General features: G+C 69.7%; 16 protein-coding genes. 11 read left to right on the top strand and 5 right to left on the bottom strand.

What is annotated here, in order from left to right:
- Positions 1-13: 13 nt before the first annotated feature.
- Together ACGFH6_RS02460 and ACGFH6_RS02455 are read right to left on the bottom strand one after the other, a co-directional pair.
- Positions 14-823, bottom strand: coding sequence for an alpha/beta fold hydrolase (locus ACGFH6_RS02460; protein ID WP_393379825.1), 810 nt, complete (start codon positions 821-823; stop codon positions 14-16).
- Positions 820-1,827, bottom strand: a complete 1,008-nt coding sequence (locus ACGFH6_RS02455) for a methyltransferase (RefSeq protein ID WP_393379824.1) — start codon at positions 1,825-1,827, stop codon at positions 820-822. Before ACGFH6_RS02455 ends, ACGFH6_RS02460 begins: the two co-directional genes overlap by 4 nt.
- A gap of 307 nt (positions 1,828-2,134) precedes the next feature.
- Here ACGFH6_RS02455 and ACGFH6_RS02450 point away from each other — a divergent pair, with 307 nt between their 5' ends.
- Entirely contained in the window at positions 2,135-5,122 is a 2,988-nt protein-coding gene (locus ACGFH6_RS02450) for a glycine--tRNA ligase (RefSeq protein ID WP_393381142.1), read from the top strand.
- A gap of 893 nt (positions 5,123-6,015) precedes the next feature.
- Here ACGFH6_RS02450 and ACGFH6_RS02445 read toward each other — a convergent pair.
- Together ACGFH6_RS02445 and ACGFH6_RS02440 are read right to left on the bottom strand one after the other, a co-directional pair.
- Positions 6,016-7,011 (bottom strand): GDSL-type esterase/lipase family protein, encoded by a 996-nt coding sequence (locus ACGFH6_RS02445; protein ID WP_393379822.1) that lies wholly within the window; start codon positions 7,009-7,011, stop codon positions 6,016-6,018.
- Positions 7,008-7,721: a GntR family transcriptional regulator gene (locus tag ACGFH6_RS02440; protein WP_393379820.1), complete on the bottom strand. Its 714-nt coding sequence runs from the start codon at positions 7,719-7,721 to the stop codon at positions 7,008-7,010. Before ACGFH6_RS02440 ends, ACGFH6_RS02445 begins: the two co-directional genes overlap by 4 nt.
- A 117-nt stretch (positions 7,722-7,838) precedes the next feature.
- Here ACGFH6_RS02440 and ACGFH6_RS02435 point away from each other — a divergent pair, with 117 nt between their 5' ends.
- From ACGFH6_RS02435 to ACGFH6_RS02410, 6 genes are all read left to right on the top strand, one after another.
- Entirely contained in the window at positions 7,839-8,906 is a 1,068-nt protein-coding gene (locus ACGFH6_RS02435; protein ID WP_393379819.1) for an isocitrate/isopropylmalate dehydrogenase family protein, read from the top strand.
- Entirely contained in the window at positions 8,903-11,383 is a 2,481-nt protein-coding gene (gene acnA, locus ACGFH6_RS02430) for an aconitate hydratase AcnA (RefSeq protein ID WP_393379817.1), read from the top strand. Before ACGFH6_RS02435 ends, acnA begins: the two co-directional genes overlap by 4 nt.
- Positions 11,380-13,155 (top strand): aldehyde dehydrogenase family protein, encoded by a 1,776-nt coding sequence (locus ACGFH6_RS02425; protein ID WP_393379815.1) that lies wholly within the window; start codon positions 11,380-11,382, stop codon positions 13,153-13,155. The genes acnA and ACGFH6_RS02425 overlap by 4 nt, the downstream gene beginning before the upstream one ends.
- A 73-nt stretch (positions 13,156-13,228) precedes the next feature.
- Positions 13,229-13,948 (top strand): VIT1/CCC1 transporter family protein, encoded by a 720-nt coding sequence (locus ACGFH6_RS02420; protein ID WP_393379814.1) that lies wholly within the window; start codon positions 13,229-13,231, stop codon positions 13,946-13,948.
- On the top strand, positions 13,945-15,735 hold the full coding sequence (locus tag ACGFH6_RS02415) for an FAD-binding protein (RefSeq protein WP_393379812.1): 1,791 nt from the start codon (positions 13,945-13,947) through the stop codon (positions 15,733-15,735). The genes ACGFH6_RS02420 and ACGFH6_RS02415 overlap by 4 nt, the downstream gene beginning before the upstream one ends.
- A 10-nt stretch (positions 15,736-15,745) precedes the next feature.
- Complete coding sequence (locus tag ACGFH6_RS02410) at positions 15,746-16,321, top strand: Chromate resistance protein ChrB (protein WP_393379810.1); 576 nt, start codon at positions 15,746-15,748, stop codon at positions 16,319-16,321.
- Positions 16,322-16,332: 11 nt separating this feature from the next.
- On the opposite strand, the gene ACGFH6_RS02405 is transcribed toward ACGFH6_RS02410, so the two are convergent.
- Complete coding sequence (locus ACGFH6_RS02405) at positions 16,333-17,274, bottom strand: MurR/RpiR family transcriptional regulator (RefSeq protein WP_393379809.1); 942 nt, start codon at positions 17,272-17,274, stop codon at positions 16,333-16,335.
- A 198-nt stretch (positions 17,275-17,472) separates the two neighbouring features.
- On the opposite strand from ACGFH6_RS02405, the gene ACGFH6_RS02400 reads away from it, so the two are divergent.
- Genes ACGFH6_RS02400 through ACGFH6_RS02385 form a run of 4 tightly spaced genes read left to right on the top strand, consistent with a single transcriptional unit; the run spans position 17,473 to position 21,817 of the window.
- A complete protein-coding gene (locus ACGFH6_RS02400) occupies positions 17,473-18,660 on the top strand; it encodes a C45 family autoproteolytic acyltransferase/hydolase (RefSeq protein ID WP_393379807.1) in 1,188 nt (395 codons plus the stop codon).
- 43 nt (positions 18,661-18,703) lie between these two features.
- Positions 18,704-19,729, top strand: coding sequence for a Fe(3+) dicitrate ABC transporter substrate-binding protein (locus ACGFH6_RS02395; RefSeq protein WP_393379806.1), 1,026 nt, complete (start codon positions 18,704-18,706; stop codon positions 19,727-19,729).
- A 1-nt stretch (position 19,730) separates the two neighbouring features.
- Positions 19,731-20,792, top strand: coding sequence for a FecCD family ABC transporter permease (locus ACGFH6_RS02390; RefSeq protein WP_393379805.1), 1,062 nt, complete (start codon positions 19,731-19,733; stop codon positions 20,790-20,792).
- On the top strand, positions 20,789-21,817 hold the full coding sequence (locus tag ACGFH6_RS02385) for a FecCD family ABC transporter permease (protein WP_393379803.1): 1,029 nt from the start codon (positions 20,789-20,791) through the stop codon (positions 21,815-21,817). Before ACGFH6_RS02390 ends, ACGFH6_RS02385 begins: the two co-directional genes overlap by 4 nt.
- Positions 21,818-21,821: the final 4 nt, after the last annotated feature.

Below are 21,821 nucleotides of genomic sequence, written 5' to 3'. Positions count from 1 at the left end.
TCTACGGGGAGTCTCACCTCACCTCGACGGCCAGCTCCGTGCGCAGTGCGGCGGCGAACGGCTCCGGCCGGTCGGCGAAGCCGGTGTGGTCGCCGGGGAACCGGGTCGGCGCGATGCCGAGCCGCCCGGCCAGCGCGGTCGAGGTCCGGTCGCAGAGCTGGCCGGTCGACTCCTCGCCGATGCCGACCACGATCCGTACGCCGCTGTCCCGCAACCGGTCCACGTCCGGTACCCAGGTCACCGTCTCGCGCAGCTCGTGGGCGAACCAGAACCGCTCGTCGGCGACCTGCTGTGGATCCCGCTCGCCGCCGAACATCGCCTCGATCATGCCGTCCGGCACCTGGATGTTCGCCAGCGCGAAGAACTGCTTCCAGGCCCCGATCACGTCCCCGGCCAGGTAGTCGGCCATCATCCGCTCAGACTTGGCCAGGAGCTCGTCACTGTCCTCGACCAGGCGGTCGAGCGGCGGCTCGTGGGCGATCACCGTGCTCACCAGCTCCGGGTAGGCCTGGGCCAGCGCCAGTACGCTCACCGCCCCGCCGCTCGACCCGAACACCGCAGCCGGCCCCTCGCCGACGTGCCGGATCAGCCTGGCCAGGTCGTCGGCCCGCTGCTCGGGCGTCGACGTCCCACCCGGCCGGAGCGTGCTGCGACTCACCCCGCGCGGATCCAGCGTCAGAACCGTGTGGTCCGCGGCCAGCAGGTCGGCCAGCGGCGCGAACGAGTCCGCCCCCATCGGCGCCCCGACCAACACCACCAACGGCCCGGCCCCACGCAGTTCGTAGTACAACTCGGCATCCTCAACCACCAATGTGTTGTTCATGCCCTCCCCACGAACGGCGATGCGCCGGATGGACACAGCTGCCACAGAGAGGTCAGCTCGTTGTCCCGTGCCCGTCCGTGCCGCGGTACGGCGTCCGACCGGCCGGCGACCCGCAGACCGGCGTACCGGAACCCATCCAGTAGTTCGGCGCGCGACCTGAGACCCAGATGCTCGGCGAGGTCGGACAACACCAGCCAGACCTCGCCACCCGGGTTCAGGTGGTCGCGCACCTGTCCGATGAAACCGTGGAGCATCCGCCCGTCCTCGTCGTAGACCGCGTGATCCAGCAGCGTGATCGGCCTGGCCGGGATCCATGGCGGGTTGCACACCACCAGATCGGCCCGCCCCGGTGGGAACAGATCGGTCTCGACCACCGTGACGCGATCCTGCATCCCGAGCCGCCGGAGATTGTCCCGGGCGCACTCGACCGCCCGCACGCTGTTGTCGGTGGCAACGACCCTGGGAACACCCCGCCGGGCCAGCACCGCGGCCAGTACTCCGGTCCCGGTCCCGATGTCGAAGGCGACCGCCGGGTGCGGCAACGGGCAGTCGCCGACCAGATCGACGTACTCCGATCGCGTCGGGGCGAAGACCCCGTAGTGCGGATGGATCCGGGCGCCGAGGGCCGGCACCTGGACTCCCTCGAGTCGCATCTGGTGCGCACCGATGACACCGAGCAACTCCCGCAACGGCACGAGCCGCTCGCCGTCGGCCGGCCCGTACGCCTCCAGGCAGGCCTGCCGCACGTCCGGTGCCCGGCGGAGGCGGATCGTGTGGTCATACGTTGCTATCAGCAACGAATTGAGCACCTGCGCGCGCCGGGCCTGGCGCCGGCGCTGCTCCTGGAAGCTGCCTCCGGTGGCCGCCGGGACCCGGCGGCCGAGCGCGGCCAGCAGTTGTTTCGCGTTCTGGAAATCACCGTCCCAGACAAGAGTGGAACCGCGGTCGATCAGGCGCAGTGCCCGATCCGCGGAGAGGGTGTCGTTCACCGTGATCACGGTCATGAGTCGTCCCTGCCAGGAGTTCGAATGGGGCAGCACGGCTCACCCGAGGGCCGGTACGGCGCCCGGGGAGCGGACGGCTCAACTAGCGGACAACCGCCGCATGTTTCGGCGAGGTCACCCCACCAGTCTAAGGAGCGCCACAGTTCGAGCGCTCCGCAGAATCAAACGTTTGCCAGTCGCGCCGATCAGTGGGTAGCCCCCGGCAGTCTCCTCGACCTGGCAATCCGGGGTGTAGCGCCAGGTCAGGGCGAATAGACTTCGTCCCCTGACCCCTCCGAACGATGGCTCGAGGTTTGTTGTGCTCACCATGCAGGACGCGCTGCTGGCGCTGACGAAGTACTGGACCGATCGGGGCTGCATGATCGTGCAGCCGTTCAACACCGAGGTCGGAGCCGGAACGCTGAACCCGGCCACCATCCTGCGGGTGCTCGGTCCCGAGCCGTGGCGGGTCGCGTACGTCGAGCCGAGTGTCCGGCCCGATGACAGCCGCTACGGCGAGAACCCGAACCGGCTGCAGACGCACACCCAGTTCCAGGTGGTCCTGAAGCCGGACCCGGGCAACCCGCAGGAGCTGTTCCTGGACAGCCTGACCGCGCTCGGCATCGACATCCACGCCCACGACATCCGGTTCGTCGAGGACAACTGGGCGAACCCGGCGACCGGCTCGTGGGGCCTCGGCTGGGAGGTCTGGCTGGACGGCCTGGAGATCACCCAGTTCACCTACTTCCAGCAGGCCGGCGGAATGACGCTGGACCCGGTGTCGGTGGAGATCACCTACGGCATCGAGCGGATCATGATGGCGCTGCAGGGCGTCTCGCACTTCAAGGACATCGCCTACGCGCCGGGCATCTCGTACGGCGAGGCGTTCGGCCAGGCCGAGTACGAGATGAGCCGGTACTACCTGGACGACGCCGACGTCGACGCCCAGAAGCGGCTGTTCGAGGAGTACGCGAACGAGGCCCGCCGGATGCTCGACGCCCGGCTCCCGGTCCCCGCGCACATCTACGTACTGCGCTGCTCGCACACCTTCAACATCCTCGACTCCCGCGGCGCCGTGAGTACCACGGAGCGCGCCAAGGCGTTCGGCCGGATGCGCACGCTGGCCCGCGAGGTGGCCCAGCTGTGGGCCGAACGCCGGACCGAGCTCGAGCACCCGCTGGGCATCGCCGAGCTGCCCGCGCCGGCCCCGGAGCCGACCGAGTTCCCGGCGACCAGCGGGACCCGGCAGCTGACGTTCGAGATCGGTACCGAGGAGATGCCGCCGTCGGAGGTGACCAAGACCGCCGAGGCGGTGAAGACGGCGCTCACCGAGAAGCTGGCCGCGACGCGCCTGGGGCATGGCGACATCACGACGTACGCGACACCGCGCCGGGTGGTGGCGTTCGTCGCGAGCGTGCAGGCCGGTGAGCCGGACGCGGAGCGAGTGGTCCGCGGTCCGCGGAAGTCGGTCGCGTACGACGCCGACGGCAACGTGACCAAGGCCGCGGCCGGTTTCGCCCGCGGTCAGGGTGTCGGCACCGACGAGCTGCACGATCTCGACGTGGACGGCGTCGAGTACGTCGCTGTGACCAAGCCGGACCCGGGTCGCGGGGCGGCCGAGGTGCTGAGCGGCGTACTGGGCGAGATCGTCAGCGGTCTGCGCTCGGACAAGAACATGCGGTGGAACGACGCCAAGTTGTCGTTCACCCGGCCGGTGCGCTGGCTGGTCGCGCTGCTCGGCGACCAGGTCGTGCCGGTGTCGGTGTCCACGCTGGCCTCCGGCCGGACGACGCGGGTGCACCGGAACGCGGCTCCGCCGCAGGTGGAGATCGCCGCGGCCGAGGGGTACTTGGACCTGCTCCGGATCCACGGCATCGAGGCCGATCCGGCCAAGCGGCGTGAGCAGATCGTCGAGGCGGCGCAGCGGCTGGCCACCGAGGCCGGCGGCACGATCGACCTCGAGGGCGAGACCGCGCTGATCGACCAGATCGTCAACCTGGTCGAGGAACCGACCGCGATCCTCGGTGGCTTCTCGGCGGACTACCTGTCGCTGCCGGGCGAGATCCTCACCACCGTGATGCGCAAGCACCAGCGGTACCTGCCGGTCCGCGACGGCGACGGCAAGCTGCTCCCGCATTTCGTTGCCGTAGCCAACGGTTCGGTCAAGGACGACGTGGTCCGCGAGGGCAACGAGGCCGTCCTGCGGGCGCGCTACGAGGACGCCGCGTTCTTCTGGCGGGCCGACCTGGACACCTCGCTGGAGTCGATGAAGAGCGAGCTGGAGAAGCTGGCCTTCGAGCAGCGGCTCGGCTCGATGGCCGACCGGGCCGCCCGGATCGGCCGGATCGCGCTCAGCCTCGCGTCGACCGTCGGGCTGGACGGCGACGACCTGACCACGCTGCGCCGTGCGGCGGAGCTGGCGAAGTTCGACCTCGGATCGCAGATGGTGGTCGAGCTGACCAGCCTGGCCGGGACGATGGCCCGCGAGTACGCGCGCCGGGCCGGCGAGACCGAGGCGGTCGCGCAGGCGCTGTACGACATGGAGTTGCCGCGGTCGGCCGGGGATCCGGTCCCGGCGACGACTCCGGGTGCGCTGCTCGCCCTGGCGGATCGCTTCGACCTGCTGGCCGGTCTGTTCGGCATCGGCGCGAAGCCGACGGGTAGCTCCGACCCGTTCGCACTGCGGCGGGCGGCCGCCGGTGTGGTGGCGATCCTGCGTGAACACCCGTCGCTCCGCGACATCACGCTCCCCGTCGGGTTACGCGCCGCCGCCGCGGAGATCGGTGCCCAGGGCATCGACGTACCGGCGGAGTCGCTGGACGAGGTCGCCGAGTTCACCGTACGGCGGTACGAGCAGCAGCTGCTGGACCGCGGCGACGACCATCACCAGGTGGCTGCGGTGTTGCCGTTGGCAACTGCTCCGGCGGTGGCCGACGAGACGCTGGCGAGCCTGCAGCAGCTGGTCGGCAGCGGTGACTTCGCCGACCTGGTCGCCGTCCTGCAGCGGGTACGGCGGATCGTCCCGGAGGGCACCGAGGCGTCGTACGACCCGGCCAAGCTGACCGAGCCGGCCGAGGTCGTCCTGCACGAGGCGGTCCAGAAGGTGGGCCAGGCGCCGACCGGCCTGGCCGACTTCGCCACCGCGGCCTCGGTCCTGGTCGAGCCGGTCACCACGTTCTTCGACGAGATCCTGGTGATGGCCGAAGACCCGGAGATCCGAGCCGCACGCCTCGGCCTCCTCGCCACCATCAGCCACCTCGCAGCCCCCGTCCTCGACTGGCAGGCCCTAGGCACGAGCCTCGCCCCCACCGACTAACCACCCCAGCCCCCGAGGGAACCCCCTCGGGGGCTGCCATCCCCCACATCCACACCACCGCCGACCCGCCGAGCCAACACACGCCCAGCGCCCAGCCACCGATTCGTGGATCGCGGTCCCCGAAGTCACCAATTCGCCACCAAAATCCACGACTCAAACCCCGCCGGCCACCGCATGCGCCGTCCCGTTCCGCGCTCCGCGCGCCCCGCGCCCGCCGCGCGCGCCGCCGCTCGCGGCAGCACACCGGGGAGCGCGCAGCGCGCGCCGCCGCACACCGGGGAGGTCGCGGTGTCGAGTCGTGGATTTTGGTCCTGGACATCGCTGATTCGCGAAGGGATTCCACGACTCGCCCCCCGCCGGTGACCGCGTGCGCCGTCCTGCCCCGCGCGCCCCGCGCGCGCCGCCGCTCGCGGCAGCACACCGGGGAGGGCGCCGCCGCTCGCGGCAGCACACCGGGGAGGGCGCGGTGTCGAGTCGTGGATTTTGGTCCCGGACATCGCTGATTCGCGAAGGGATTCCACGACTCGCCCCTGCCGGCGACGGCGTGCGCCGTCCCGTTCCGCGCGCGGCGCGCCCCGCGCGCGCCGCCGCTCGCGGCGGCACACCGGGGAGGTCGGGGTGTCGAGTCGTGAATTTGGTCCTGGATATCGCTGATTCGTGAAGGGATTCCACGACTCGACCCCTGCCGGCGACCGCGTGCGCCGTCCCGTTCCGCGCGCAGCGCGCCCCGCGTCGGCCGCCGCTCGCGGCAGCACACCGGGGGCGCGCAGCCCCCCGCCGCCGCTCGCGGCAGGGCACCGGGGAGGGCGCGGTGTCGAGTCGTGGATTTTGGTCCCGGACATCGCTGATTCGCCGCCGGAATCCACGACTCGGCGCAACAGGTGGATGGGGGGTTAGGGGAGGGGGTGGGAGAGGAGGGGGGTTAGGCGGTTGGCGATTAGGTGGTAGCCGTCGGGGCCGGGGTGGAGGTCGTCGGCGTAGAGGGTGAGAGCCTCGGTGGTGGTGAGGATGTCGCGGCCGTCGATGAGGCGTACGGCGGGGTCGACGCGGGCGCCGCGCTGGACGCAGTCGCGGATGTCGTCGAGGGTGAGGCCGACCGCGTTGGGTTTGCCCTCGAGGTTGGGGGCGAGCAGGGGAGTGATGACGACGACCGGCGTCTTGGGGTGACCTGCGCGGACGGTCGAGACGAACGATTCGACCTGGCCGGGCAGCGTCCGGCCGCTGAAGGTCCCGCCGCCGTAGATGTTGACGCCGAGGCACAGCGAGATCAGTCGCGCCGGAGTATCCCGGATCGTGCGGGCCGCGATCGGATCGAGGTGGCACTCGCCGGCGAACCCGAGGGCCACCAGATCCCAGCCGTGCCGACGGGCGACCAGGGCCGGCCAAGTCTCCGACGGGCCGTAGGCGCCGCTGCACTGGGTGATCGAGCTGCCGTAGGTGATCCAGCGCGGACCGCTGGGTGCCACCGGCTCGGCGTCGCCGTCGAACGCGAGCCCGCGGAAGCCGATCATCCCGGCCTGCGGCAGCCAGATCTCCACCTCGGCGGGCCGGCCCGGCAGGTCGGCGGTCAGAGTCTGCTCACCCTCCCGCACCTCGCAGCGCCGGTGCAGCTCGCCATCGACCAGGACGTCCACCGGTGCCAGCTTCGCGTAGATGCCGAGCGCCGCCCGGATCTCCAGTCGCACCGAGGAGGCCGTCGTACTCCACGCGGCCCGGACGCCGGCGGGCGTCGCGGCGCGGTCCCAGAGGCGGTGGCCCTCGCGGTCCGGATACCCGGTCCAGTCGGTGAGGTGGAAGTCGTGGCCGCGTGGGTCCAGGCGCCAGAACGTCGTCCAGCCGTCGGAGTCGACCTCACGATGCTGGTAGCCGGTCCAGAGGGCCTCGGTCATGTGCGCGCTCCCCGGATGCCCCGGAGTGACCGGGCGACAGGCTGTGCGGCGGCGGACGTGAGGCGGGCGACCGCGCGCGCACCGAGGCTGGCGTCGACGTGGGCGAGCATGACCGCGGCGGCCGTGGTGGAGTCTCCGGCCGCGATCGCGTCGACCATCGCTAAATGCTCGGCGTGGGTGCGGTCGAGGTCCTCCTCGGTCCGGCCGTCCTCGAGGGCGAGCCTGCGGTACCGGTCCGCTTTGTCCCACAGTCCGTCCAGGGTCTGGACCAGCAACTGGTTGTGCGAGGCCGTGTAGATCGCGATGTGGAACTGCCGGTGGGTCGCCAGCTCGGCCGACGCCGGGTCGGCCCGCAGCGGCAACAGCTTGTCGGCCGTCTCCCGGATCCGGTCCAGATCCTGCCTGGTACGACGCTCGGCCGCGAGGCCGGCCGCCAACGGGTCGAGCGACCGCCGGATCTCGACCAGGTCGCGCGCCTCCTCGGCGGTCAGCCGGGTGACCCGGGCGTCCCGGTGCGCGTCCAGCTCGACCAGGCCCTCGGTCATCAACCGGCGCAGTGCCTCGCGCAGCGGCGTCGTACTGATTCCGAGGTCGCGGGCGAGGGCGGCCTGCTGGATGACCGATCCCGGGACCAGATCGCCGCGCAGGAGCTGGTCGCGGACGAGCTCGTAGGCGACCTCGGCCTTGGTGGCCGTCTTGACCTCGGGCACAGGCGAACCTCCGTGGTTATAACAAGGCTGAGGCAGAGAATACCTTGAGATCAAGCCTTGAGACGATCCCTGACGGGATCTTGACGTAGAAGGTTATAACGACTCACACTCCTTCCCATGGCTGATCACTACCGGCTGGGCGTGCTGCCCGGCGACGGCATCGGACCCGAGATCGTTCCCGCCGCCGTCCAGGTGCTCGACGCGGCGCTGGCCGCCACCGGTGCCGAACCCGTCGAATGGGTTCCGCTCCCGGTCGGTGCCGCGGCGATCGAGACGCATGGCAGCGCGCTGCCCGATGTCACGGTCGAGACGCTCGACAAGCTCGACGGCTGGCTGCTCGGCCCGCACGACAGCGCGGCGTACCCCGCCGAGCACCGGGCCAAGCTGAACCCGAGCGGGTTCCTGCGCAAGCACTTCGACCTGTTCGCGAACATCCGCCCGGCCAAGGCCTTCGAAGGGACGCCCGCGCTGGTGCCCGGCCTCGACCTGGTCGTGGTCCGGGAGAACACCGAGGGCTTCTACGCGGACCGCAGTACCTATCGCGGCACCGGCGAGTTCATGCCGACCGCGGACGTGGCGATCGCGATGGGCATCTTCACCCGGCCGGCGATCGAGCGGATCGCACGGCAGGCCCTCGAGCTGGCGAGCCGTCGGCGCCGGCACCTGACGATCGTGCACAAGGCCAACGTGCTGCGCACCAGCACGGGCTTCTTCCTGGAGATCTGCCGCGAGCTCGCGGCCGGGTATCCCGAGGTCGAGGTCGACGACTTCCACATCGACGCGATGACCGTGCACCTGGTCCGGCACGGCGCCGACTTCGACGTGCTCGTGACCGAGAACATGTTCGGCGACATCCTGTCCGACCTGACCGGTGAACTGGCCGGCTCGCTCGGCATCGCCCCGTCGATCAACGCCTCACACGACCGCGCGATGGCCCAGGCCGCGCACGGCTCGGCGCCTGACATCGCCGGCCGCGGCCTCGCCAACCCGACTGCGATGATCGCCTCCGGCGCGATGCTCCTGGACTGGCTCGGCAGCGAGCACGCCAAGCAGGCGGCGACGCTGGTCGACCGCGGGCTCCGGACGGCAGTCGCGAGCGGCGTCCGTACGGCGGATCTCGGCGGCACCGCCGGTACGGCGGAGTTCACCGACGCTGTCGTTGCTGCGATCAACGAGTCGGCATGACCGCCCGGACCCAGTCCCTGCGGGGCGTCGCTCCGGATCACCTGCCGCGGACTCTGCGCATCCTGCTGGAGAACGCACTGCGGCACGGCACCGCGAGCGACGTACTGCGGACCTGGGAGCCGGGTGCGGTCGGTGAACTCGAGGTGTTCCCGTCCAGGGTGTTCCTGCATGACACGAACGGCGTACCGGTGCTGGCCGATCTGGCCGCGATGCGCGACGCGATGGTGGCCCGTGGCAACGATCCGGCGCTGGTCGATCCGTTGATCCCGGCCGAGCTCGTGGTCGACCATTCGGTGATCGCGGACGTGTTCGGACGGCCGGACGCCCTCCAGCTGAATGTCGAGCTGGAGTACGAGCGCAACGCCGAGCGGTACCGCTTCCTGCGCTGGGGCCAGCGCACGTTCCAGCAGCTGAAGGTGGTTCCGCCAGGTGCCGGGATCATGCACCAGATCAACCTCGAGCACCTGGCCCGCGTGGTCGAGGAGCGCGACGGCTGGGTGTTCCCGGACCTCTGCCTGGGCACGGATTCGCACACCACGATGATCAACGGGCTCGGCGTACTGGGCTGGGGGATCGGTGGCATCGAGGCCGAGGCTGCGATGCTCGGTCAGTCGGTGTCGATGGTGCTGCCGCCGGTTGTCGGCGTCCGGTTGTCCGGTGCGCTGCCGGTCGGGACGACTGCGACCGACCTGGTGCTCACGATCACCGAGACGCTGCGCGCGCACGGTGTGGTCGGCAAGCTGGTCGAGTTCGGCGGTCCCGCGCTGGCCGGGCTGCCGGTGCCGGACCGGGCGACGATCGCGAACATGAGCCCAGAGTTCGGTTCGACCGCGGCGTACTTCCCGATCGACGACCGCACGCTGCAGTACCTGCGCTTCACCGGCCGCCCGCCGGAGAAGGTCGCGCTGGTCGAGTCCTACGCGAAGGAACAGGGTCTCTGGCACGACCCATCTGCGGAGCTTCGGTACGACGAGTACGTCGACATCGACCTCGGATCCGTGGTCCCGTCGATCGCTGGTCCGCGCCGTCCGCAGCAGCGCGTCGCCCTGGCCGACGCCAAGGAGGCAGCGGCCCTGGAACTCCCCGCCGGTCCTCGTACGACGGACGTCCCGGGGCACGGCGCGGTCGTCGTCGCGGCGATCACCTCCTGCACGAACACCTCCAACCCTTCGGTGATGGTCGCTGCCGGGCTGCTGGCCAGGAACGCGGTGGAGCGGGGTCTCACCAGCAAGCCGTGGGTGAAGACGACCCTGTCGCCTGGTTCGCGGGTCGTGATGGATTACCTCGGCGCCGCCGGCCTCACGCCGTACCTGGAGAAGCTGGGGTTCCACCTGGCCGGGTTCGGCTGCATGACCTGCATCGGGGCCTCGGGTGCGCTGATCGACGAGGTCGGCGCGGCGGTTCGCGCGCAGGATCTCACCGTCGCGGCCGTGCTGTCCGGGAACCGCAACTTCGAGGGCCGGATCCAGTCCGACGTCCGGTTGAACTACCTCGCTTCGCCGCCACTCGTGATCGCCTACGCCCTCGCGGGCCGGATGGACATCGACCTGCTCACCGAACCACTCGGAACCGACCCGTCGGGACAGTCCGTCTTCCTGAAGGACATCTGGCCGGCCGGCATCGACGACGTGATCGGCGCCGCCGTGACTCCGGACCTCTTCGACCACGCGTACGACGACTTGTTCGCGGGCGACGAGCGGTGGCAAGGACTGGACGCGCCGGCTGGGGAAACCTTCGCGTGGGGCGATTCGACGTACCTGCGGCAGCCGCCGTACTTCGGTAGGGAGGCGAGCCCTGGTGACCTGATCGGTGCCCGCGCACTCGTGCGGTTGGGGGACTCGGTCACCACGGATCACATCTCGCCCGCCGGCGCGATCCCTCCGGACAGCGTCGCTGGTCGATATCTGATCAACGGTGGTGTGCCGCGCCATCAGCTGAACACGTATGCCTCGCGGCGCGGCAACCATCTGGTGATGATGCGTGGTGCCTTCGGCAACGTCCGGCTGCGCAACCAGCTCGCACAGGGCGCCGAAGGTGCGGTCACTCGTGGACCGGACGGCGAGCTGACCTCGATCTACGCCGCGGCCGAGGCCTACCGTGCGGCCGGCGTACCGGTCGTCGTTGTCGCCGGCAAGGAGTACGGCACCGGATCGTCCCGGGACTGGGCGGCGAAGGGCCCGGCTCTGCTCGGGGTACGGGCGGTGCTGGCGCAGTCGTTCGAACGCATCCATCGGTCGAACCTGGTCGGCCTCGGCATCCTGCCCCTGGAGTTCCTGCCGGGCGAGGGCGACGACCTGACCGGCGAAGACCCGATCGACCTCCGCCTCGGCGAGGACGGCTTCGCCACCGCGTCCTGTGCGGGCAAGAGCTACCGGCTGCGGATCCGTCTCGACACGCCTCGCGAACACGACTACTACCTCCACGGCGGTGTGCTGCCGTACGTGCTGCACCGCCTGAGCGAAGGACAAGCCCAGTGATCGTCTCGATCAACCCTGCCAGCGGCGAGCAACTCGCCACCTTCGACCCGTACGACGCGGACCGTGTCGACCGCATGCTCACCGCCGCGGTGGTTGCCCAGGGCAACTGGCGGTGGTCCGAGGTGCAGCGGCGTACCGAGCTGCTGGAGTCCCTGGCCGGCACACTCCGCGACCGCAAGGCCGAGCTGGCCGCGCTGATCACCAGCGAGATGGGCAAGCCGTTGGCCGAGGCGGCCGCCGAGATCGAGAAGTGTGCGATCAACTGCGAGTACTACGCGACGAACGCTCCCGGGTTCCTGGCCGCGGAGACGATCACCGCGGAAGGCCGGGTCGAGGTCGATCCGCTCGGCGTCGTACTCGCGGTGATGCCGTGGAACTACCCGTTCTGGCAGTTCTTCCGGTTCATCGCTCCGGCGCTGGCCGCGGGCAACGGCGCGATCCTCAAGCACGCCAACTCGGTCCCGCGCTGCGCGCTGGCGATCGAGTCGGTACTGCGGGACGCCAGAGTGCCTGATGGTCTGGTCGGAGTGCTCCTGGTCGAGACCGACCAGGTGGCCGGTCTGATCGCGGACGACCGGATCGCGGCGGTGACGTTCACCGGTTCGACCGAGGTCGGCAGCATCATCGCCGAGCAGGCGGGCCGGGCGCTGAAGAAGCAGGTGCTCGAACTCGGCGGCTCGGACCCGTTCATCGTCCTGGCCGACGCCGACCTGGAGGTCGCCGCGACCACCGCGGTCACCGCACGCTTCCTCAACACCGGGCAGAGCTGCGTCAACGCCAAGCGGTTCATCGTCGAGGAGTCTGTCGCCGACGAGTTCGTCGCCCGCTTCTCCGCTGCCGTCGGCAGGCTGGTCGTCGGTGATCCGGTCGACGACGGCACCACGATCGGTCCGCTGGCCCGGGCCGGTCTCCGCGATACCTTGCACGATCAGGTACGCCGTACCGTCGAGGCCGGAGCGACGCTCGTGCGTGGCGGAGAAGTGGCCGATCGGGTTGGCTTCTACTACCAGCCGACGGTGCTCGACCACGTACTGCCGGGGATGGCGGCGTTCGGCGAGGAGACGTTCGGGCCGGTCGCGGCGATCACGCGGGTGCGCGACGCCGACGAAGCGATCCGGCTGGCCAACCAGACCGAGTTCGGGCTGGGCGCGTCGTTGTGGACCGCGCAGGAGCGAGCGTCCGAGCTGGTCCGTCGCCTGGACGCCGGCGCGGTGTTCGTGAACGCGATGGTCGCGTCGGACCCGCGGCTGCCGTTCGGCGGGATCAAACGGTCCGGCTACGGCCGCGAGCTCGGAGCGCACGGGATGCGCGAGTTCATGAACCTCAAGACCGTCTGGTCGGCCGATCCGGCGCCGCGGCTGGTGATCAAGCCGGACGACGTCGAGGTCTTCGACCGCGGCAGCGGCGTCCGGACCGTTCCGTACGTCGGCGCCTGGAACAGCGAGTCGAACAAGATCACCACCGGTACGACGGTCTTCGCGGTCGGCACTCGGATCCCGCTGCACTCGCACAACGTCGAGGAGTCGGTGCTGGTGTTCGCGGGGCAGGCGACCGCGGTGATCGGCGACGAGCGGATCGACCTGGAGGCCGGCGACGCGACCTGGGTGCCGGCCGGCGTACCGCACCAGTTCATCAACCGCGGCGACGGCGAACTGACCATCTACTGGGTGTACGGCGGCCGCGCGGTGACCCGGACGATGACCGCGACCGGCGTGACGGTGGCGCATCTCTCAGCAGCCGACCGCGGAGCCGTTGCCGCTTCAGGAAAGTAACGAATAGACTTATGTAACAGGTGATGCAGATTAACTAAGGTTGCGCTCACCTCACTCGGAAGGATGTATGGAGATGACCGCGGAAGTTGCGGAGACACCGTCGGAGATCCACCACTCGCACCGTGACGTGACCGGTGGCTGGCTGCGGCCGGCGACGTTCGGCGTGATGGACGGGCTGGTGTCGAACTTCGCCCTGGTCGCCGGTGTGGTCGGCGGCGGGGCGACCGGCAAGGTCGTGATCATGACCGGGCTGGCCGGCCTGGTCGCCGGAGCCTGTTCGATGGCCTCCGGCGAGTTCACCTCGGTCTCGTCGCAGACCGAGCTGATGAAGGCCGAGATCGAGGTGGAGCGGCGCGAGCTGCAGATCCACCCGGAGGAAGAAGAGCGCGAGCTCGCGATGATGTACGAGGCGAAGGGCCTGCGCCCGGAGCTCGCCGCCCAGGTGGCGCGCGAACTGACCGTCAATGCCGACGTGGCACTCGACGTCCATGTGCGCGAAGAGCTCGGCGTCGACCCCAACGACCTGCCGTCGCCGTGGCTGGCGGCCGGGTCCTCGTTCGCCGCCTTCGCCCTCGGTGCGCTGGTTCCGCTGATCCCGTTCATCTTCGGGGCCGCGTCCGTGCTGCCCGCGCTGCTGCTGAGCGCGCTCGGTCTGGTCGTCACCGGCGGGATCGTCGGCAAGATCACGGCCCGCCCGTTCTGGTACGGCGGTGGCCGGCAACTGCTCCTGGGTGGCCTGTCGGCCGCGGTGACGTTCGCGATCGGGATGGCAGTGGGGACCGGGTTGTCATGAACCTGCTCGTCACGGCCCTGGTGAAACAGGTGCCGAAAGGTGATCACAGTGGGCGCCTTGACGCCGACGGCCGGCTCGAACGGGCCGGCGCGATCACCGAGATGAACCCGTGGTGCCGCCGGGCGGTCGCGCAGGCGGTCCGGCTGGCCCGGGAGTGCGGCGGCCGCAGTACCGCCGTCACCATGGGTCCGCCTGTGGCGGCCGACGTACTGCGTGAGGCGCTGGCGTGGGGAATCGACGACGCACTGCACCTGACGGATCCGGCGTTGGCCGGATCGGACTGTCTTGTCACGGCTCGGGCGCTCGCGTCGACTGTTGCGCTGCTCGATGAACCGCCGGACCTGATCCTGGTCGGCGCCAGCTCGGTCGACGGCAGCACCGGCGCGGTTGGTGCGATGCTCGCCGAGATCCTTGGGCTGCCGTTCACTGGTCCGGTCCTGACTCTAGAGCCTGACTCCAGCGGAAGGCAGCTTCGGACCACGGTCCAATACGACACAGGCACGGAATCGGTTGTCGTAGACCTCCCCGCCGTCGTGGCAGTAGCCGAACGCTCCTGCGACCCGTGCAAGGCGCCGCCCGAGACCTGGCCGCCCGCGAACGCGATCCGCCAAGTCACCACCGCCGACCTCGCCCCAGCCGACTGGGGTCTCCCCGGCAGCCCCACCAAGGTCGCCCAGGTCCACCCCGCGCCTCTCACCCGTGACCCCGTCATCTTCCGAGGCAACCCCCGAATCCAAGCCACCCGAGCCATCACCGAACTCCTCTCCCGAGGCTCCTTCACCCCCAAGGCCCCAGCTGCATCCGACCCCATCCCGGACCCACCCCACCAGGCGGTACCCGGAGGGCTGGGAGCCGACGTGATGGTGTTGGTCGGCCCGGGACCAGAAGCAGGTACTCGCGCCCTGCTGGGTGCGGCGGCGACGCTTGCAGCCGAGGTCGGCGGATCCGTGACCGCAGTAAGAACAGCCGACAGCACCGACGATCTCGCACGGTGGGGAGCTGACTCGGTGGTCATGCTCACCGGTGACGAGCCCCGTCCTGTCGCCGCAGCCCTCGCGAAAGAGATCGTGGCCCGGCAGCCATGGGCCGTACTCGGCGCCGCGCTCCCGTGGGATCGCGAAGTGCTCGCGCGGCTCGCCGTCGCCTCCGGGGCCGGGCTGATGTCGGACCTCGTCAGCCTGAGCGTCACCGGCGGTACGACGCCCCGCCTCGCCGGACTGAAACCGTCAGGCGGCGGCACCCTCGCCGAGATCATCAGCCACGGCTCACCACAGATCGCCACCCTCCGGACCGGTCTGCTGCCGCTGCGCACGCCACGAGCAGACCGCACACTCAAGGAACACACGCTGCCGGTGGCCGCGGACCCGGCACTGCACCGAGCAGAACGCCGTACCGGCAACGAAGGTGACGCACTGGACCGGGCCGAGGTCGTCATCAGCGTAGGCCGAGGCGTCTCACCCGACACATACGCCGAACTGGAGCCCATGCGCGTCCTCCTGGGCGCCGAGCTCGCCGCCACCCGGAAGGTCACCGACCAAGGCTGGATGGCGCACGGCCGGCAGATCGGCATCACCGGACGCAGCGTCGCACCGCGGATGTACGTCGCGGTCGGGCTGTCCGGGAACCTGAACCACCTGGCCGGCGCGAGCCGGGCCGGGACCGTAGTGGCCATCAACACCGATCCGGCGGCGGAGGTCTTCGCGCACTGCGACGTCGGTCTGGTCGCGGACTGGCGGGAGGTGATGCCGTTTCTCGTCGAGGGGATCCGGAGTCGTGTCAGCGGATAACCTGTCCGGCATGGCAACCCGTCGTACCAAGCCCAAGAGTCCCGCAGCGGAGAGCTGGCTGCTGCTCATCTACAAGGTGCCGAGCGAGTCCTCGCGGGCCCGGGTGGCGGTGTGGCGGGAGCTGAAGCGGCTCGGCGGGTTCTACGTGCAGCAGGCGGTGTGCGTGCTGCCGGACCGCGACGAGCTGCGTACCGGCATGGAGAAGGTGCGGGAGAAGGTGACCGAGCTGGGTGGCTCGAGCGTCTTCCTCACCCTGACCGATGTCGACGACGACGCCCGCGAGCAGTTCGTGGACGGCTTCCGCGGCCAGTCCGCGAAGGAGTACGCCGAGATCGTCGAGGAGTGCGAGACCAAGTTCGTCAAGGAGATCGAGTTCGAGCGGTTCCGGGAGAACTACACCTTCGAGGAGGCCGAGGAGATCCGCCAGGACCTGGAGAAGCTCCGCCGCTGGCTGACCAAGGTGGAGGGCCGGGACTGGATGGATGCCGACGGCAAGGACCTGGCCCGGGCCAAGGTGGCCGACTGTGAGCGTCTGCTGGAGGAGTTCGAAGCGGACGTCTACGAACGCACCGAGGGCACGGTCTGACGAGAGGCCGCTCAGGCGCTCTCGGTCCGGTTGGTGCGTTTGCGGGCGCGCCGTTGCGACGGCAGGTTCAGGGCCACCTCGTCGGCGCGGGAGAAGCCCATCAGTTCCTCCCGCAACTGGTTCATCCGGTCGGTCGTCTCCAGTGAACGGTTCTGGTCGCGTGCCGCCACGGCGATCACCAGTGCCTCGAGCAGGATCAGCACGGTGGCCTGGCTGGTGAACGTCCCCGGACGGCTCGTCGGCGCCGACAGCACCGCGTCGACCTGGTCGCGCAACGCCTCACCGAGAGTGTCGGTGATCAGCACCGCGCGGGCACCGACCTCGGCGCACAGGTCGAGGATGACGCGGGTCTCCACGATGATCCGGTTGTGGGCGATCACGATCACCACGTCCTCCGGGCCGAGCATCAGCAGCCGGTCGGCCAGCCGGTAGCCGGTGTCGGTCGCGGTCCGCGCGCGGCGGCCGATGCGGGTCAGGTGGGTCGCGGTGTACGCCGAGATCCCGTCCAGGCCGGCGAAGCCGCAGATCACGGTCTCGCGAGCCTGGTCGATCAGCTCGACGGCGTGCTCGAACGCCTGTGGGTCGATCGAACGTTCGGCTTGCTGGAGCCGCTCGACGTGGTCGCGCAGGGTCGCGGTGAGGATCCCTTCCGCGCCGTCGTCGAACGACTCGAGGCTGTTGCTGAGCCGGTTCGCGGGCGTCAGCAGGGCCTGCAGTTCGCCCTGTAGCGATCGCTTCAGGCCCGGCAGGCCGTCGAAGCCCAGCGCCTTGGCGGTCCGGACGACGCTGGCGTCGCTGGTGCCGGTCGCTCGCCCGAGCTCCTCGGCCGAGGAGAACGCGGCCTCCTGCGGATGCGCCGACAGGTACTCGGCGATCCTGCGCTCGGTCGCGGTCAGTGCGTCGATTCGGCTCGCCACCCGCTCCGGCAGGGTGGGTGCCTTGGTCTTGGCCACGGTGGTCCTCCGGCTCCCAGTTGTGCCTGTCAGTACGCAGATCATGTCACCCGGATCGGTTTGTCACCGCCAGGTAAACGATGTCGCGACCCGTTGACAGCGATTGTAGCAATCACTACCGTCAGACGAATATTCGTAGTGAACACAACGAACCAATGGTTTCACGTTCGGTTCCGTCCACTCCCTGGAGCGACTTCCGTGTCACAGCTTCCGACGATCGACATCTCCGGCGCCGACGCCCGCGACCGCGGCCGGCAGTACGGCGAGGGCGCACGCGCGCTGATCGAGCGCTCGCTGGCGTTCTACGCCGAGTCCGTTCCCCGCGCCACCGGGCTGCCCTGGGCCGAGGTCCTGGAGCGGGCGCAGCGCTGGGTCCCGGTGATCGAGCCGATCGCGCCCGACCTGCTGGACGAGGTCCGTGGCATCGCCGAGGGCTCCGGACGCACCTTCGCGGAGATCCTCGCGCTGAACAGCCGTGGCGAACTGACCCGGGGCAACCCGTTCGAGGACGACGCCGCGACGCAACAGCGAGATGACGGCTGTACGTCGTTCGCGATCCTCCAGCAGGCCAACCCGCTCGGACATGTCTGGGCCGGACAGAACTGGGACCTGTGGGCCGGGGTGGCGGACACCGTCGTACTCCTGCGGGTCTCGCAGCCGGGCAAGCCGACCGTGATCGGTCACGTCGAGGCCGGCCAACTGGCCCGGCACGGCGCGAACTCGGCCGGCCTCGCGCTGAACGCCAACGGCCTCGGCGCCGGGTTCGGCTCAGGCCTCAGCGTCCCCGGCACCTTCGTCCGCCGGATGGTGCTGGAGAGCTGGGACATGTACGACGCACTGCAGGTGGTCTTCAACGCCCGGCAGAGCCTGTCCAGCAACCTGCTCCTCACCCACCGCGAGGGCTTCGCCATCGACGTGGAGACGACACCCGGCCGGCACGGCTGGATGTATCCGACCGACGGGTTGCTGGTGCACGGCAACCACTTCCAGTCCTTCGTCCCACCCCAGATCAACGAGACCTACAAACCGTTCTCGGTGGATTCGCTCTACCGGGTGCCGCGCGTCGAGGAGGGCCTGCGTCAGGTCCGCCGCGACGGCACCACCGAGAAGGCTGTCGAGACCATCGTGCAAACGACGATGAGCGACCACTTCAGTCACCCCAACGCCGTCTGCCAGCACGTCGATCCGCGCCGGCACGAGCTCGACCGTTACGCCACGATCGTGTCCAGCCTGGTCGATCTGACCACTGGCACCTACCGGCTGACCCCCGGCCTGCCCTGCAGCAACAGCTACCAGCAGGCTCCCTGGAACCTCTACGACGGACCCGGTCTCTCCGACCGGCCGGACGTCGACGACCCGGCGCTGTCCCTCGCCGTGGCCGGATGAAACCCACCCCTGCAAGGCATTGTCGACATCAGGAGCGAATGCCATGGTCCACCGATCCTCGAGGTTGCGGCGCGTACTCGCCGCCGTCACTCTGACCGCCGCTGCTGCCGCGGTCGCCCTGTCCGGCTGCGGCGCCGCGGCCTCCCCCTCCACCGGTGCGGCGCCGAACGCCGACCGCGCCGCGGCTGCCGAAGGCGTCAGCCCGACCGTCAACCTGGAGCAGTGCGGGAAAGCAACCCGTATCGTCAAGCACGACCTCGGCACCACCACGATCACGGGCAACCCGGTCCGGGTGGTGGCGCTGGAGTACTCCTTCGTCGACGCCCTGGTCGCGGTCGGCATGTCGCCGGTCGGTGTCGCCGACGACGACCAGCCGAAGCGGATCATCCCCGCCCTGCGCGACAAGGTCGGCGAGTACAAGTCGGTCGGTCTGCGCGCGACGCCGAACATCCAGGTGATCACCGCGCTGAAGCCGGATCTGATCGTGGCCGACAGCGGCCGGCACAAGGCGATCTACGCCCAGCTGTCCAAGATCGCGCCGACCATCGCCTACGCCAGCCTGAACGGCAACTACCAGCAGGTGCTGGACAGCGAGATGTCGACCGCCATCGCGGTGAACAAGTGTGACGAGATGAAGACCCGGCTCGCCGAGCACGCCAAGTTGATGACCGACCTGAAGGCCAAGGCGCCCGAGGGCGAGAACCGCAAGGCGCTGTTCGTGCGCGCCTCCGAGAAGGGCTTCACCGGGTTCCCGCCGAAGGGCTACACGCCAGGCGTCCTGTCGGCGATCGGGATCCAGTCGTCGCTGCCGGACGAGTCCGGCGACGCCTCGGTCTCGCTGACCCTCGAGACGCTGGTCGCCAACAAGCCGGACGTGATGTTCATCGCGCCCAACGAGGGACCGACGCTGCGGGACCAGTGGACCAAGAGCCCGCTGTGGAAGGAGATCCCGGCGGTGAAGAACAACACGACCTTCGACGTCGACCCGAACGAGTGGTCCCGGTCGCGCGGTCTGATCGCCTCCGAAGTGGTCGCTCAGGAAGCCGTCAAACTCCTCTACGGGAAGTGACATGTCCTTGTCCGTGGGCACTGCGCCCAAACCTTCCGAGGACGCCGCGCACAAGCGTCCGAAGATCGTCACCAACAAGCAGCGGGTCACCTGGGTGACCCTGGTGCTGCTGGTGGTGGTCGCGGTCGGCGTCGCGTGGGGACTGTCGATCGGCAGTCAGCACATCTCGCTGGCCCGGCTGCCGGGGGCGCTCATCAAGGCCGACCAGCCCGATGAGCTGATCCTTCAGTCGATCCGGCTGCCGCGGGTGGTGCTGGCGCTCTGCGTCGGCGCCGCCCTGGCGGTGGCGGGCGCGTTGATGCAGGCCGTCGCGGCGAACCCGCTCGCGGCGCCGGAGATCATGGGCGTCAACGCCGGCGCGGTGTTCGTCGTCGTCCTGGCGATCACTGTGGTGCCGTCGCTGAGCGGTGCGCCGACGATCCTGCTGGCGTTCGGTGGTGCGGCCGTGGCCGGTGTGTCAGTGATGCTGCTGGCCGGTTCGGGCAGTGGCCGGGTCAGTCCGGTCCGGCTCGCGCTGGCCGGTGTCACGGCCAGCAGCCTGCTGATCTCGCTGACGCAGGTGCTGATCATCTTCGACGAGAACTCGACCGACAGCGTGTTGTTCTGGCTGGTCGGCGGGGTCAACTTCGGTACCTGGCAGGACGTTCGCAACCTGCTGCCGTGGTTGGTGCTGGGCCTGATCGGTGCGTTCGCCATGGCACGGCCGCTGAATCTGCTGGCGCTGGGCGATGACATGGCGCGTGGTCTCGGCCAGAACGTCGAGCGGACCCGGATGATCGGGTCGGCGCTGGTGATCGTGTTGTGTGGCGCGGCAGTGTCCGTGGCCGGCCCGGTGGCCTTCATCGGCCTGATCGTGCCGCACATCATGCGCCGGATCGTGGGTTCCAGCTACACCGTTCTGCTGCCGCTGTGTGCGGTCGGCGGCGGCGTGCTGGTGCTGTACGCCGACATCCTGTCCCGCTACGTCAAGCCGCCGTTCGAAGTCCCGGCCGGTGTGGTGACCGCCCTGATCGGCGCACCGATCTTCGTGTACCTGGCCCGTCGGCAGAAGGTGACATCATGACCAGTACAGCGATTCTGGCGCAGCATGTACGCCGGACCTCACTGGCCAAGCGGCATCCGGCCGTCCTCATGGGGTCGCTCGGTGTCCTGGCGATCGTGCTGAGTTTCTACAGTCTCAGCGTCGGTGCCACCGACGTCTCGATGGGTGACGTCTTCAACGCGGTCATCGGCAACACCAGTGACCAGGCGGCGCAGATCGTGGTGCAGTTCCAGCTTCCGCGAGTTCTCCTGGCGTGGCTGGTCGGCATCGCGCTGGCCGTGTCGGGCGGCGTCATGCAAGGCGTCATCCGCAACCCGCTCGCCGCACCCGATGTCGTCGGCGTCACCAAGGGTGCCGGATTCGCGGGCATGCTGTTGCTGCTGGCGATTCCCGGCGTTCCGGTCTTCGCGGTCGTCCCGGCCGCGTTCGTGGGCGGCCTGGTCGCGGCGGCGCTGGTGTATCTGCTGGCCTATCGCCGCGGGGCGACGCCGGTGCGGATCGCGCTGGTCGGTATCGCGGTCAGCGCCGCCTTCGAAGCCGGTATCCGGTTCCTGCTGGTGCGGAATCCGCTGGATGTGAGTGCGGCGTTGATCTGGCTGACCGGCAGCTTGTTCGGACGGTCGATGAGCTCGGTGCTGCAGATCCTCCCGTGGGTGCTGGTACTGGTGCCGCTGATCGTGATCTGGGCCCGCAAGCTCGATGTCCTCGGCCTCGGCGACGACCTGGCCGCCGGGCTCGGCGAACCGGTCGAGAAGACGCGCCGGATCCTGCTGCTGTTCGCGGTCGCGCTGGCGTCGGCCGCGGTGGCGGTGTCCGGCACGATCGGCTTCGTCGGACTGATCGCCCCGCACATGGCCCGCCGCGTCTTCGGTGGCCGGCACCTGGCGTCGATCCCGGCCGCCGCGCTGTTCGGCGTACTGCTGATGCTGTTCGCGGACATGATCGGCCGCGGCCTCGCACCGCCCCTCGAGATCCCGGCCGGCCTGGTGACAGCGGTCGTCGGGGGCCCGTACTTCCTCTACCTGCTCGTGAAGACCGGAAAGTAGGAAC

Origin of the sequence: Kribbella sp. NPDC049227 (assembly GCF_043197265.1) — a bacterium.
In the GTDB taxonomy this organism is placed as follows: Bacteria; Actinomycetota; Actinomycetes; order Propionibacteriales; family Kribbellaceae; genus Kribbella.
This window is presented reverse-complemented; position numbering and strand designations above follow the sequence as displayed.